Source organism: Variimorphobacter saccharofermentans (assembly GCF_014174405.1).
In the GTDB taxonomy this organism is placed as follows: Bacteria; Bacillota; Clostridia; order Lachnospirales; family Lachnospiraceae; genus Mobilitalea; species Mobilitalea saccharofermentans.
On record NZ_JACEGA010000001.1, the window covers coordinates 2,585,305 to 2,600,258 of the forward strand.

Sequence of the window (14,954 nt, forward strand, 5' to 3'; positions counted from 1 at the left end):
ACAGCTTCTCTGTATCCTTTAAATTGGTGCTAAAACGATTTAAATATGATATCAAACTTCAACAAAATTGTCAATGTCATTTCTTACTCAGCATCTTGGTTTCACTTATCAGTGCTTAAAACGTTGGCAGGAAAGGAACCATATCCTATTTAGTACATACCGCTATGCATTTTTTCGAATAAAGGTATAAAATAATTAAATGTTAAGTGTGTTAGAATTAAACCAGCAAAAATACAAACAATAATGATCAAAGCCATTCTATGCTTTTTACTCATGATTTTCACCTCCCCGGTATTTATTTGATAATCATTCCATTAATTGGTTATATTAAGTTCTTACTCATATGCCAGCATTTCTCTTAATGATGAGTTCGCAGCTTTAGAGGCCGGAATTATACCAGATACATAGGATACTATGATAGAAATTGCCAGCCATAAGAATGCTCCTGATAATGATATCGCATTGTTTAAATTTGTATGAAGAAATATGTTCCCAAAATAATTACCTGCCCATGCAGAAACTGGAAGAGCCAGAAGAAACCCTGACAACCATCCTGCGATACCCATTAGAATTACCTCCAATGATATCATGGAGACTAACTGATGACTGCTCACTCCGATTGCTCTAAAAACGCCTAATTCCCGTCTGCGTTCCGAGATATTAATCCCAATGGTGGAGGCAATACTAAGTCCTCCTACTACTACAGCCAGTAATGCAATGATGGAAAGGAAATCTACGATTACCTTCAAATGTTCAACAAACGCTTTACGTAAAAGATCTATATTCCAATTTTCTGATATTTCTATTCCATCTGCTTGGAACCTTTTCTCAATTTCTTTCGATATCTGTAATTGCTCCTCCGCGTTAATGCCATTTGCAGATATCAAAATGTTTTGCGTGGAGTTATCACCAAAATATCTTTCATATATATCCAGATTCATATATATACTCGGTAATGGAGGTATTTCATTAACAATACCTGCTACGGTGACCTGTGTATGTTCTTTCCCAATTCGCATTGTAACGGTCATGCCCGGCTGTAACCATTTCTCTTCTTCCCAGAGAGCCTTATTAATAATTATTGCATTCTCTAAAGTGTTAATATTTCCCCCATCTATGATTTGAAAATCAACCATTGTACTGTCTCTTGGTAATGCTTTTATTGTATAAAAAGCCGAATCGGTTTCATCGTTCTTTTCAAATACAGCCGTATTTGCCCTGCATATCTCAGCCTCATCGATGCCTTTGATATTTCCTAATGTTTTCATGATAATATCATCCTGATATTTCCCATATAATCTGACATCTAAGTCATAATTGAACGTATTCTCACTTTTATCCACTGTCCTGTCAATGGATGCAACGATATTCTGTGCTGTCATAAACAGCACTCCGCCTGATGATAGAGCTAAAATTGCCAATAATGTCCTACCTTTTTTTCTAAAAACATTATTCAGTGGTATAGATAATTTTGTGTCTGTAATATTTATTCGCCTCTGAATGAAAGACTTTCTACCTTTTGATTTCTTACTGTCGTCAATATGTTCAGCTAACCCTTCCTTTACAGTTATTTTACAGCTTCTATATATCGGATAAAATGAAGCAATAAGTGGTATCAGTATTCCTGAGCATATTTGGATTATATATACCCAAATTGGGATCCTGTAGCTTGTAATCTTAAAATTCAAGATACCTGCTGCTATATCCGAATAACCTGCTCCACCTGAAATCGCTATCGGCATACTTAAAATAATAGCTCCTATGCTTATTACCAAAACATATAAGTAATACGGAAGAGCGATATCCCAGGTATTCGCTCCGGTGGACTTCATTATTGCAATTTGCTTTGTCTGTGTGGACATAATGAAGTTTAAAAGATTGATAATTATAATACATGCTACAAATAATGAAATAACAGTGAAAGCTTGTAGTAAAAACAAGAGCGATTTCAGCTGATCACCATGTGGATGCTTTCCAGGTACCGGTACATCTACTCTTACAACATGATAGCCATTTTTCATAAGTCGATCTTTCATCTCTGCTGCCACTATTCTCAACTCTTCACGGTCAAATCTGTTATCATAAGAGACAAGATGAATCTCATCATACCAGCCAGAATAGCCCAATGATTGTAAACCATCAAGAGTCAAAAATGCATAGGAGTACTTTTCCATTGATGCAGGTGACAGGCCTGGTGCATGAACGATCCCACTTATATACATTTTTGCTTCTTTTCCTCCCGGAAGCCTTATAAGTACATTTTCATCATAATCTTTTTCTAAGTTCAATAGGTTCTTTAAAGAGTCTCTTTCAAGTACCATCTGACCAGAGTCATTCGGGAATTCGCCTTTTTCTAGTGTAAACGTATCTACCCTTAGGCTGCGAAAGTCCTCCACAGCATACAGATATAACGTACCATAAGTGCCATTTTCCCTATCAATTCGTGCAATCAAGGTCTTCCTGGCTTCAACATCAATATTTTCCTTCATATCTTTAATCAAATCGATTCCCTTAGGATCCAGATTACTGACCTTTAATATGATAGATGCTGGATTTGTATTCATATAATTGACATCCATTTCTCTGGTCAATATGGAGTAGGATATAAGTACCGCTCCAATGCTTGCAATACCTATTAAAATTCCCAAAAGTGCCAATAATGTCCTAGTCTTGTACATTTTCAGTTCCCTTAGGACTTTTATATAATTGATTTTCATCCACAGATCACCTTTCATAATTCGAAATAATATCTTCCGTTATTTGTCCGTCACTAATTCTTATGGTCCTTCCACAGCGTTCTGCCAACTCATTATTGTGTGTTACCATTATGACGGTTTTCCCCTCATCCGTAAGGGATTTCAGTAAACGAAATACTTCTTCTGACGTATTACTATCCAAATTCCCCGTAGGTTCATCCGCAAAAATAATATCCGGATTATTGGCCAGTGCTCTTGCAATCGCTATACGCTGTTGTTCTCCACCGGATAGTGCTGACGGGAATTTTCCGGCATGTGACTCCATTCCCACCTTAGCCAGAAGTGCATTTGCTCTTTCTCTTCTTTCTGAACTTGGGATTCTTTTCAAAAAATCCATAGGCATAAGTACATTTTCCAATGCAGTTAGCGTAGGCATCAATTGAAAGAATTGAAACACAAAACCAATCGTATCTCCTCGGAAGCGGCTGAGTTGATTTTCTCTTAGACCGTTTATTACTGTTCCTTTGACTATGATCCGTCCTTCTGTTGGCGTATCTATTCCACCCAAAAGATTTAACAAGGTTGACTTTCCGCTGCCGGATTTACCTACAATTGCAACGAACTCACCCTTATCAATTTGCATATTTACCCCTTTTAGGGCCCAAAAGCCATTCTCACCAATGGCATACATCTTTTTCACTTTTTCAAGTTGAATTACCGTATTGTTTTTGACAGTCGCCATATAATTTCACCTCAACATCATTATTTGATAGTCTTGCAAAAGCAAAGTAAAAATTGTATAATATGTATGTTTCAGAACATTTTGTTCGGTTTTAATTATAGGAAGGTTCAGCTCTTAGTTCAATAATCAGTTTCACTTAATTGTTCCATATTGAACATTTTTGTAAAAAAGTTCGGGAAAAGGGAATATGAAAATGAATAAACCTGATCGACGTACTGAGATAACACGCCAATCGATTTATAATGCCCTTATTGATTTAATGCAGGAAAAAAAGTATAGTAATATAACCATACAAGAGATTATTGATAGGGCAAATGTGGGTAGATCAACCTTTTATTCCCACTTTGATACGAAAGATGAGTTACTTAAAAGCTGTATTGAAAATGTATTTGAGTTACTCAACGACCATTTTATCAAGTATATTGAAGAAACCGGAAATCAGACACGATTTGTACCGATCGCGGAACTTCTTGAGCATATAATGGCCAACAGTCGGAAGATACGAGGAATAATGAGCACAGAAAGTGCAGACTTGGTTTTTGATAAATTTCGATCCTATTGGAACATAAAAGTTGAAAAATATCTGGAAGGAAGATTACCGAAGAACAAAGAGCCTAGAGTTCCGTTAGCTATCCTGACAAATCATATTACAAGTACAATGATTGAACTGTTTAAGTGGTGGTTAAATCATAACACACCCTATACACCTCAACAAATGGATCAATATTTTCAAGAATTAATATACCCTTTACTTGGTGAATTCTGATTGAATGTAAAACCTCCCTATTGGTGATTGTATTCTGCACCGATAAGGAGGGTTGTCCATCACATAGAACTTGATTGTTCTGCACTGTCAGCTTTTTTCTTTTCCTTTTCAATGGCCTGGAATGCTTCTGTCCTGCTACCCGTGGTAGATCGAACTGAGAAGGCTATATTTACAATATGATCCGAAACTCTTTGTAATGAAAACAGAACAGAGTATATACTTTTTGATACCTCGACAGGATACATGCCAGAGCTTAAGCGAAGTACATGTTCATTTCGTGTAGAGGATATAAGCTTCTTGATTTCCTTGTGAATGTTGGATATTGTTTTAAAATTCTCGGTTCTGCGTGTAGTAAATGCATCAAATCCCAAATCGAACATTTCGGATATATATCCATAGATTTGATTAAGTTCCTCTTTCGTCTGTTCTAAGAATTTTACATTATTTTCTTTCATGTAACTGGTTTCTTTTACTAATAGAACTGCGTAATCACCCAATCGCTCAATATCATTTGTTACATGATGCAATCCACCAATCAATTTTTCATCACCAGCAAATTTCGTAACTGACGAGATTTTGATAAAGAAGCTGGTAAGCTTATTTGTTAAGAAATCAATGCGATATTCCACCTCAGCAATTTTTTTGCTTTCACTCATATCCTCGTTGATCAAGGAAGCAAAAGATCGATCCAGATTCTCCTTTGCAAGAGTCGCCATATCGAATAATTCTCTTAATGCTTGTTCAATAGCAACAGCAGGAGTTTTTAAGAAGCGTTCATCAATATATGACACCTCTTCCAGCTTCTCTTGCTTATCTTTCACCACTTTTGTTATAAAATCGACTATAGGATCTATAAATATAAGTAACGCTAAGGTATATATACTATTATAAATCAGGTTGTATGTTGCCAGGCTAAATTGGGGCTTTCCTGGAAATAGGCCATTAAAAAGACTGGTAACCGGTGTTCTGAAAATAATTAAAATGATCGCAAATGAGAGTGCACCTATTACACTAGTGAGCAGATGGAACAATGCGATACGTTTACCGTTGGCATTGGTGGTTAGGGAAGCCATAATACCATCACTACAGGTTCCTATATTTGCTCCCATTATCAAGAAAAATGATTGATCCACACTATTAATTACGCCAGTTGTTAAAAAAGCGATAAATACACCAGTTGCTGCCGTGGAAGACTGAATAATACCTGTAAATAAAATACCTAAAATAATAAGTAAAAAAGGGTTTTGCATGATATCATACTTAAATACTTTAGAGAGTTCTATACTCAGTGTAGAATCAGCTCCACCGATGGCGGTTTCCATTACTTCCATACCGATAAACAACATTCCAAATCCGATTAAAAATGGTGCAATTTTATTAAGAGTTTCATTACTAGTGGAAAAAACGATGAAGACACCAACAAACGCAACTGCTGCAAACACATAACTCATGTTAAAGCCGCCTTTGCTTATACCTGAAAGAGCAAATACAAATGCTGTAAGGGTGGTACCTACTTTCGCTCCTAAGATAAAGCCAGCACCTTGTTTAACCGTTACAATATTAGCATGAGCAAGCCCGACTGTCATGATCGAAGTGGCTGAAGAAGATTGAACTAGTGCGGTAGCCCCGATTCCGATTCCATAGTTTAGTACTCTGTTCTTATTGAACTTTTTAAATAAATTTCGTATTCCTGATCCTGCGCTTCGTTCCAAACCAGAGCTCATCTGCTTCATGCCAAACATAAATACAGCGACTCCACCTAACATAAGCAGTAAATTCATTATAATTTCCATTATAATTCTCCCTATATTTTATTTTCTTACTGTACCTTATTATGTTGGCAAACAAGGCACTAACTGAATTCCGATTTACCGATCAATCGCCAAAATCATCACCCCTGAGTAGTCATATATCAATTTCTCGGTTGATATTACATTTACATTTCTTATTGTATTTGCTTTTTAATATCGCACTATTAACATCATGCTGCCAGTATAATTCATGCACCCTTTCTCTTATCGTTGAATCCATTTTACACCTCGTTTTTAGGGAACATATCTATATTCATTGTTAACTTGTTTTCATATTTTTTCACATTAATTACAATCTATAATACTTACTCCTCCTATATTTCAGATTTTATAGCCCAACATTTATATTTTTAACTTATTTGGTATTATTTTTCAAGATATTTCGTTTACTATTCTCAATAAATTTCAAAAAAATAATCTCTTTATAATCTCTCCAATAAATTTATGTTACTAATTAATATTGTAAACTACTTAACTACACTTTACAATAATTATGTTCTTTCTATGACAAAGGGGATATTGCATTATGTACCGTCAGTGGTTATGAATACCTAACACACAGACGGAATTACAAATTGCTGATTTTATATGTCTACGGCGGACTATAAGTTCGCCTTATCCATATAAAATCAGCAATATATTCTTCCGACAGTGCATTATGGTAAGTCATAACCACTGACGGTACATAATGCAATATCCCCTTTCTATCTTTCGATATACTATATAATAGATTTCTCTTTACTTCTCAGAATAGTACTCATCTCGTAACAAGCTGTACATATACGCATCAACAATACCCTGATTATTAAAATCACTCTGTCGAAGTATTCCCTCGAATGTAATAAGGATTTTTCTCTCTGAACTATTCTACCAACTCGTCTATCTAAATCCATATCTAATAATCAGCAGTTCTCTATAAAATCCTCATTGGTACCGTCACATCTGATATATTCAACATTTCCCATAATAGTATCTCCCCCTCATAGAAAACAATCATCAAACATAATGACTTGTATTCACGTACTGATTCAATGACCAAATAAGACATAAATCATAATATTCTTTCAATTCCTTACTTTAGATATAATTGTGTTTTACCTTAATCCTTTTTCTACAAGCTGTCAACCCTCTTATTAGATTTTACTACAACATAAAATTTTAAGCTTTTGAACCAGATTATTTGTCAGATAGATTAACCACCCATCTTTCTTTTTTTAATTCTAAATGCGCAATAATGATTTTGCCCACATCTAAAACCTTTACTGCCAGATACATGATAATCGGACTCCAATTTGTAAAAGCCGCCATAAGGAACAACATAGGTAGCATAATCAGAGTAGCACCACCATCTACCCACATACAGACCTTTGTATCACCACCTGCCCGTGAAACAGCCAATTGGGTATTTACATAAGTCCATATTGGCATGAGCGATGCTATCAGCATTAACATACCTTTGCATATCTTTTGTGCACTCTGACTTAAACTACCAAATACAATCGGTACGAGTGCTGTTGTACTAAACCCAAGCAAACACATAAAGCATCCAAACACCAATGCTGCCGATAACATCCATACCTTTTCTTGTTTTGCCCGATTCAATTGGTTACTGCCAAGGGATTTTCCGATTATGACTCCCGTTGTAGTCGTTATTCCAGTAAAGGATACGAAGAGCAGGTTTGCTATAGAAAAGCTTGCTGCCATACCGGATACTATATCAGCTCCTCCCCTTCCATTATAGATAGCTGACGTAATACTTTCTGAAATAACCCACATCATTTGTGAAAGGATAATCATGGAGCCTTTGCTGAGAATCTGACCGAACATCTTAAAATCAACGCGTTTAAGAACTGACAGGTCAATAAAATCGGGCTTGTCTATTATGACATATATGATAAACAGGATCATTTCAATCGTTCTAGCGATTATGGTAGCATATGCTGCTCCCTTTATTTCAAGTCTTGGCATACCTAAGTTTCCATAAATCAATCCCCAATTTAATATTGTATTGATCAATGTAGCTGTCACTGAGATTATCAGTGGCATCTTTACCTTTCCAATCTCTCTGTAGGATGAGGCGATAACATAAGATATAATTGACTGCACACCAACAAAGCCCATTAAGAACATATACTCTTCTCCTTGATCTAAGATCAAATCCGACTGAGTATTTCCTATAACCATAAGACTAAGCACTTTTCTTGTAAAGGCCATGGTTACAATAAAATAAAAGATTGCTAATAAAAAGGAGGTTACCAGTTTAAATGCAAAAGCCTGCTGCATGCCTTCCTTATCCTTTGCTCCAGAAAACTGTGTAAGAAAAATACCTCCTGATGCACAAACGGCACCTAGTAATATCATGAAAATAAATAAAATCTGCCCTGAAATATTAACACCAGACATCTTAATGTCCCCAAGTCCTGATACCATAAAGCTGTCTATCAATGAAACAAGACTTTGTATAAGCGACTGAAGTATAACAGGGATTCCAATTATCAATGCATTTTTATAAAATTGCATATCTCCAAAATAACGTTTATCTTTCAGTATTCTCATTGTTCTCTCCTTTATCACTTGAAAATCACTCTTGTTTCTAATATAATAATATCGTTCAAGCAACGAATAATATATCTATTTATAGTCGAAAAATATCAAAATATATCACATAGGAGAGATATTATGACAAATTCGAGTGATATTATTACAACCCGTAGTGACGGTTCCCAGATTGTAGAATATAATAATCCAACATTTGAGTGCTTCGCAGTAAAATCCTATTACTCTGCTAATAAAACCTATCATGTAACAGAGCACTGGCATGAAGATTTAGAATTTTTATATATCATTGACGGAGAATTGAATTACAACGTCAACGAAAAATCTATGATACTTCATGCAGGGGAGGGTGTCTGTGTTAATTCAAAGCGGATTCATTCCAATCATTCCATCCCAGGGAAACCTTGTGCATACTATTGCAGCATCATCCACCCATCCCTTTTATGTAGCACAAAATACATAGAACAGACTTACTTGGCACCATTACTGGGACCTAATTCCTTTGATTATTTACCTTTAAGTCGAAATGACTGGACATACATTATTATTGATGAAATGGAACGACTATTTGAGGACTCTAATCCGAAGACCATAGAACTAGAGATTTTAGAGGCATCATTCAGAATATGGAAAGCCATTTATAAGCATGTAGAAATCCCACCTAATATAGTTGAATCTTCTTCCCTCAAAATAGGTTCCTTTAAATCCATGATCATGTTCATCCAAGAGCATTATATGGAAAAGATCTCACTTGAGGAGATTGCCTCTGCCGGAAATGTAGGAAAGACCCTCTGTGCAAAACTTTTCAAAAAATATGCTTCAAAGACCCCTGGAGAATATTTAATCTATTATCGTATTCAAAAGAGTATTGAATTATTAACCAAGACAGACTTAAGTACAACAGAGATTAGTTATGCCACTGGTTTTTCAAGCGCCAGCCACTATACCAAGACGTTCCATGAGATGATGGGATGTACACCATCGAAATTTAGAAGTGATAACTTTAATAATGCATATGATTATTATCTCATCCCTCAAAGGGATTCCTCGGGACGATAAACATGATTATAGTATAAATAAGAGGACTGTTACATGATATATGAGCATTGAGTGTGACTTACCATAATACACTGACTGAAGTATATATTGCTGTGTTCTGTAAGAATCAGGCGAATAATCATGTTCGTATACGAATATTTAGATTTACCTGAGACTTACAAAACCAGTAATGTGTACTTCAGACAGTGTGTGAGGTAAGTTACACTCAATATATACATATCATGTAACAGTCCCTTTATTCCTTCATTCTTATTTCAGTTCATCCATTGGATGCTGTGTCTGATACCATATTCTGCGCCCAATGTCCAGTCTTCACAACGGTTATTCCAATGATGCACTTAATAATATCAGCAAAATAACAAACCGGATAAAGAACCAGAATTTCCAGATTAGTAAAATGTGTGAGTACATATGTAAATGGAACAAATATGACCCATGTATAAGCGCTATCAAATAAAAATGTTATGAAGGTTTTTCCTCCTGATCGTATTGTAAAGTAGGTGCAATGAGTCATCGCATTTACTGCCATATATACTGCACTAGTCTGCATGAAACGTGTAGCCAGCATACGTACCTCATCGGTCGTATTGTATATATGCGGAAGGATTGGCGACAAGGCAATAAGTATTCCCCCAACTACAATACAGATACAGGCATTGAAAAAGATAAGTCTCCATGCTGTTTGCTTTGCTCGTGGAATATCATTGGCACCGAGAGCCTGACCAACCATAACAGCTACTGCGGAACCCATGGAAATAAATACTACATTGAACAAATTCGTTATGGTGCTTGTTATGTTGAGAGCCGCTACGACATTCAGACCACGGGTTGAGAATATCTGCGTCAAGGTGGTCATACCCAATGACCATAACAACTCATTCACTAGAAGCGGAACTCCCTTTTTCATTATGTTAAAAGTAAGTCCTTTCGGAATTCTTATCGTTTGATAGAGTCCTTCAACAAACCTGAATTTTCCTGAATGTCTATGGGTGTATACTACAATAATAGCAAGCTCCACAAAGCGTGATATAACAGTTGCTATAGCTGCTCCTTCAACACCCAGAACCGGGAAGCCAAGCTTTCCGTAGATCAGAATATAGTTAAGACATAGATTTGTTACTACACCCGCTAAGCTGGCCTTCATCGGAAGCATGGTTTCTCCCGTCTCACGGAGTGTTCCGCCATATACCTGTGACAAGGAGAATGGTAATAACCCCCATAGCATAATACGAAGGTAACTCCTACTATATTCAAGCATGGCAGTTCTCTCAGCAGGATCCCCATCACCAGTCAGATACAAGGATATCAACTGATCCCCACAAGTGAGAAATATAATGGTAGCAACTACTAAAGTGATGACTACAGTCCAAAGCTTGAATCTTACAGTATGGCGTATGCCTTCGTGATCTCCTGCACCAAAATATTGGGCCCCGAATATACCTGCACCAGAAAGGCCACCAAAAATAGTCAGATTAAATACAAATATAAGCTGATTAGCAATGGCTACGCCTGACATCTGAGGTGTTCCTACCTGTCCTATCATGATGTTGTCTAAAAGATTAACAACATTGGAAATGGTGTTCTGCACAATAAGTGGCAGCACCAGCATAAACACGGTGGAGTAAAATCTGCGATCCCCTATAAATGTATTCCGGAATTTCTGAAAAACGCTTGTTGATGCGGATTGCTTCATATTTGATCCTCCAATACGGAATTTGTCGATAAAAATCATTGTACCATATAGGAGAAACATAGTCCAGCCCAGCATTTACAAAGAAAATCGCCAAATACAGTAAAACGTATAAAGCCGTATGTAGGCCTAATCGTGAAGTAAAATATTTCTTGCTTCCTCACACCATCTGAGATATGCCCGATACGTCTCAACTCCAAACTTGACCGTTATTAGATAATATTTATGATCCTCCTCGTTCTGAACCCTTTCCAGATTCTGAACATACATTTCAAGAAGTAGAAGCTCTTTCTTGATTTTCTCCTCGAAGTTCTGAATATGAACCAAGATCCCTTCTCTTCCAAGCTCTCCTCCAAAAAAGAGTTTGAGTAATGTCTCATACCTTAACTCGTCCTTTTTAACAGGTTTCATGAGCCATTCTCTGAGAAGTACTCGTCCTTTTTCCGTAATGGAATATATTATTTTTCCTCTTCCTGAAGTCTCCTCTTCCTTTTCAACACATCCATCTTGTACTAATACATCTAAGGTAGGATAGATACTTCCAAAGCTTCCACTCCAGAAGAACCTAAGAGAATTATCAATTCTCTTTTTGATCTCATACCCTGTAAGTGCTTCATGGTTAAGGAGTCCAAGTATTACAAAGTTTATTTTCTTTTCAATCGCCACTGATAATTCCTCCATACAATATGCCTGCATTCCATCCATAAGATGATGCCTTAAACTCACCGTTACTGCCTACTAATTAATTATCCTTTTCTGTCTTCCATGAATATGACAGAACATTATTCGGGCAGCTGTCAACACATGCTCCACATTGAATACAATCCGTACACTGACAATGATTATTCTCTTTCACCATCTGCATCACATTAAGCCCCATCGGACATACCGATTCACACTTTTTACATGAAATACATTTTACATTCTCAGCTGTCACATGAATTTGTGGAATATGTAGCTTCTGCCCAATTTTTTCTCCAAGGATCATAAATGGAGCCATCCAGCAAATATAATGACATGCTGCTCGTTTGCCATGAAGTAAAGAGGGAAGAAACAGAAGAAGAATAACAGCATAATATACAACATAGTTATGTAATTCGACTACCGATACTCCATGATCGGTCATAAAAAACACATCTGCCCTTACTGCTCCATTACCTAATGCAAACGAGATTATTATGGCCGCTATCCATATAACCCAAATTACGTACTTTATAACCCTTCTTTTACCCTGTTTCGCAGGTTTGTCATTGATGTTAGTTGAAATATCCTGTAATCCTCCGGCTGGACAAAGATAACTACAAAAGCTTCTTCCCATAAACGTTGATAGAAGCAACATTAGCAGGAATACAAAAAAACTACCATTTAATATATGCTGTGCCATTCCCATAATGATTATTGCTGGCGAGAAGTACCACATTGTTACCGGAAATAATAAGAAGGATACAAATAATATTAACTTCCTAATATGTTGTCTTTTCATATACCAACCTCATTTCTAATTTATTTATATATCAATATGATATATCATCATAATATACAATAATATTAGAATATGATTATGTCAATTAAAACTTCAAACCATATTAGAATTATGAACAGCACTTCTTATTCTTCCTGAAGTCAATAGATTTGTCATACTCTCTATATGCTGCTCCTCCGTTTAGGAAAAATTCTTCGAACAATGATTGCTATCACTAAAGCAATCAGGGCATAACTAATCCAATCCACATTTCTTGTAAAAAATGTAAATAGACAGTAATCTGGTATGTTATATAGCCATCTGAAGAGATAGTCGGTATACATAACTCCATACCAACTCATCAGAAAGAAAAAAAACAAGCAGGCTTGCCACAATAAGCTTTATCGTTTGCTTTTTGCCTTTCACAAGGCTCCTTCTCCTGTTTATGACATCTGGAACGAATGTATATAACAGGAATGCTGCAATTACTATAATAATCATCCATATAGCATTAATCACTATATTCATAGTATTCATAACCGATTTTTCTTCTACTTCATATCCTGTTGCTTCTTTACTCCACAATCGCATTGCTTCATTGGTAAGATAAAAACCTTTATCAGAATTGCATAGGAACACGAAACCATTACCACTTACGGGTTCCAATGCAATCTGAGCATTCCAGCCGGTAAGTGTACCATTATGCTCATAAACAACTTTGCCATTATCTAGCTTATGAGGAATAATTCCAAGAGCATAAGTGCCATAAGTTGATTCTGTGTTTTGCTGTTCCGTGAACATTTCATAATTACCGGCTCTATAATAGTCAATAAGTCCAATAACAAAGCCGGCCATATCTGATGATGTTGCCGATACTCCTCCTGCTCCCGTCATCACCACCGGTACAATATCAACCGGTGTCCCTACACCGGCATATGGTGTGGCTAGGAAGACATCTCCTTCACTCTTATTATAATAACCGGCACTTTTCATGTTCAAAGCCGGGAAAATATGTCGGCACATATAATCCTCATACTTTTCACCCGTCACATTCTCAATAACCAGCTGCAATATACCATAACCGCTGAAACTTGAGTATTCAAATGCGGTACCCGGTTCTCTTTTTAAAGTAATATTCTTTTGCACCATGGCCTCAGCAACAGATGGAAGCGGTTCGGAATAACCATATTCCGAGCTGTCAGTTACCCCTGCGGTGTGAGCAAGCAAAGTTCGAATTGTTACTTTATGCCAATCGAACTCAGTTTCCGGGAACCTCCAATTTTGTATATATTGTTCCATTCCATAGCTTTCTTTGTGGTGCCTGATTTGTTAAGTTCAGCCATACCGATTGCCGGCATCACTATATAACCGGTATCCTCTTGCAATGTTCCATACAGAATATAGCAATCTTCGAAACGATAAAGATCTTTAATATAGTTTTCTTTTATTACATTCACTAATTCCTGTGCGTGGTCTTTAAACCATAGTGGTTTATAATCAGAAGGCGTATATTCGTTGTCCTTCCATGACAGGTACACATGACCGTCATCTAACTTTTCTACCATCTTACACATGTATTCATATAACGTCTCATCCGTCGTTTTCTCATTTACCTGAGGAGCATATTTATTATATTCTTCGTCGAAATCCACTCCATATAAATCAGCAAATGCATAATTTTCTTTATACAATTCATAATACATACGAAATTTACCGGCCTGGTCCCCTTTTATAACCTTATGTAGCTTTTGAAAATAATCCTTTGCCTGTTTATCAGCGGAGTATACATATCTGGCTCCATTATCATTTAGCTTTAACGAGTTATTACTTGTATTCAACGTATACTTACCGAGACCACTATATAACGTTCCATTTATAATCACTCCATCGTAATTACTCATTCTGGTATAGGAATTCTCTGTTACAATGTAGGTTTTCACTATCCCCTGCCGAGCATCTATGCATATGCCATATGCCTCCAGCTTCCATATACCATTAAATCGAGTTGCCATAACCATTAATGTCACTATGGTTATTAATAGAATTCCAATGCATATGCTAATACCAATTCCTACTCTCTTAATCCACTTCATCATCATTTATTCTCCGTTTTTGCTTAAGGTTTAATCATATGCATTATAACGATTATATCTACAAATATTCTTCAACCAC

11 protein-coding genes are annotated in these 14,954 nt (G+C 36.3%); 2 read left to right on the forward strand and 9 right to left on the reverse strand.

Annotated elements, in window-relative coordinates; genetic code table 11:
• Positions 1–335: 335 nt before the first annotated feature.
• Together H0486_RS11330 and H0486_RS11335 are read right to left on the reverse strand one after the other, a co-directional pair.
• Positions 336–2,717: an ABC transporter permease gene (locus H0486_RS11330; RefSeq protein ID WP_228353110.1), complete on the reverse strand. Its 2,382-nt coding sequence runs from the start codon at positions 2,715–2,717 to the stop codon at positions 336–338.
• Positions 2,718–2,724: 7 nt separating this feature from the next.
• The gene (locus H0486_RS11335; RefSeq protein WP_228353111.1) at positions 2,725–3,438 is read right to left on the reverse strand and encodes an ABC transporter ATP-binding protein; all 714 of its coding nucleotides are present in this window, start codon (positions 3,436–3,438) and stop codon (positions 2,725–2,727) included.
• Positions 3,439–3,625: 187 nt separating this feature from the next.
• On the opposite strand from H0486_RS11335, the gene H0486_RS11340 reads away from it, so the two are divergent.
• The gene (locus tag H0486_RS11340) at positions 3,626–4,204 is read left to right on the forward strand and encodes a TetR/AcrR family transcriptional regulator (protein WP_228353112.1); all 579 of its coding nucleotides are present in this window, start codon (positions 3,626–3,628) and stop codon (positions 4,202–4,204) included.
• Between the two features lie 59 nt (positions 4,205–4,263).
• On the opposite strand, the gene H0486_RS11345 is transcribed toward H0486_RS11340, so the two are convergent.
• Both H0486_RS11345 and H0486_RS11350 read right to left on the reverse strand, forming a co-directional pair.
• Positions 4,264–5,997 carry a Na/Pi cotransporter family protein gene (locus H0486_RS11345; RefSeq protein WP_228353113.1) on the reverse strand — a complete coding sequence of 578 codons (1,734 nt, stop codon included), beginning with the start codon at positions 5,995–5,997 and terminating at the stop codon, positions 4,264–4,266.
• A 1,194-nt stretch (positions 5,998–7,191) separates the two neighbouring features.
• Positions 7,192–8,571, reverse strand: coding sequence for an MATE family efflux transporter (locus H0486_RS11350; protein WP_228353114.1), 1,380 nt, complete (start codon positions 8,569–8,571; stop codon positions 7,192–7,194).
• A gap of 123 nt (positions 8,572–8,694) precedes the next feature.
• On the opposite strand from H0486_RS11350, the gene H0486_RS11355 reads away from it, so the two are divergent.
• Complete coding sequence (locus tag H0486_RS11355) at positions 8,695–9,630, forward strand: AraC family transcriptional regulator (RefSeq protein WP_228353115.1); 936 nt, start codon at positions 8,695–8,697, stop codon at positions 9,628–9,630.
• A 259-nt stretch (positions 9,631–9,889) separates the two neighbouring features.
• Here the strand turns inward: H0486_RS11355 and H0486_RS11360 are convergent, their stop codons facing one another.
• The 5 genes from H0486_RS11360 to H0486_RS11380 all read right to left on the reverse strand — a co-directional run bounded on the left by H0486_RS11360 (position 9,890) and on the right by H0486_RS11380 (position 14,881).
• On the reverse strand, positions 9,890–11,323 hold the full coding sequence (locus H0486_RS11360; protein ID WP_228353116.1) for an MATE family efflux transporter: 1,434 nt from the start codon (positions 11,321–11,323) through the stop codon (positions 9,890–9,892).
• A gap of 126 nt (positions 11,324–11,449) precedes the next feature.
• On the reverse strand, positions 11,450–12,046 hold the full coding sequence (locus H0486_RS11365) for a PadR family transcriptional regulator (RefSeq protein ID WP_228353117.1): 597 nt from the start codon (positions 12,044–12,046) through the stop codon (positions 11,450–11,452).
• 16 nt (positions 12,047–12,062) lie between these two features.
• Entirely contained in the window at positions 12,063–12,803 is a 741-nt protein-coding gene (locus H0486_RS11370) for a 4Fe-4S binding protein (RefSeq protein WP_228353118.1), read from the reverse strand.
• 288 nt (positions 12,804–13,091) lie between these two features.
• Positions 13,092–14,081, reverse strand: coding sequence for a serine hydrolase domain-containing protein (locus tag H0486_RS11375; protein WP_228353119.1), 990 nt, complete (start codon positions 14,079–14,081; stop codon positions 13,092–13,094).
• Positions 14,021–14,881, reverse strand: coding sequence for a S41 family peptidase (locus tag H0486_RS11380; RefSeq protein WP_228353120.1), 861 nt, complete (start codon positions 14,879–14,881; stop codon positions 14,021–14,023). Before H0486_RS11380 ends, H0486_RS11375 begins: the two co-directional genes overlap by 61 nt.
• Positions 14,882–14,954: the final 73 nt, after the last annotated feature.

Bases quoted from the DNA above. Each gene is read 5' to 3' on its own strand.
- H0486_RS11330 (WP_228353110.1), bottom strand. From the start codon at position 2,717: ATGAAAATCAATTATATAAAAGTCCTAAGGGAACTGAAAATGTACAAG.
- H0486_RS11335 (WP_228353111.1), bottom strand. From the start codon at position 3,438: ATGGCGACTGTCAAAAACAATACGGTAATTCAACTTGAAAAAGTGAAA.
- H0486_RS11340 (WP_228353112.1), top strand. From the start codon at position 3,626: ATGAAAATGAATAAACCTGATCGACGTACTGAGATAACACGCCAATCG.
- H0486_RS11345 (WP_228353113.1), bottom strand. From the start codon at position 5,997: ATGGAAATTATAATGAATTTACTGCTTATGTTAGGTGGAGTCGCTGTA.
- H0486_RS11350 (WP_228353114.1), bottom strand. From the start codon at position 8,571: ATGAGAATACTGAAAGATAAACGTTATTTTGGAGATATGCAATTTTAT.
- H0486_RS11355 (WP_228353115.1), top strand. From the start codon at position 8,695: ATGACAAATTCGAGTGATATTATTACAACCCGTAGTGACGGTTCCCAG.
- H0486_RS11360 (WP_228353116.1), bottom strand. From the start codon at position 11,323: ATGAAGCAATCCGCATCAACAAGCGTTTTTCAGAAATTCCGGAATACA.
- H0486_RS11370 (WP_228353118.1), bottom strand. From the start codon at position 12,803: ATGAAAAGACAACATATTAGGAAGTTAATATTATTTGTATCCTTCTTA.
- H0486_RS11375 (WP_228353119.1), bottom strand. From the start codon at position 14,081: ATGGAACAATATATACAAAATTGGAGGTTCCCGGAAACTGAGTTCGAT.
- H0486_RS11380 (WP_228353120.1), bottom strand. From the start codon at position 14,881: ATGATGATGAAGTGGATTAAGAGAGTAGGAATTGGTATTAGCATATGC.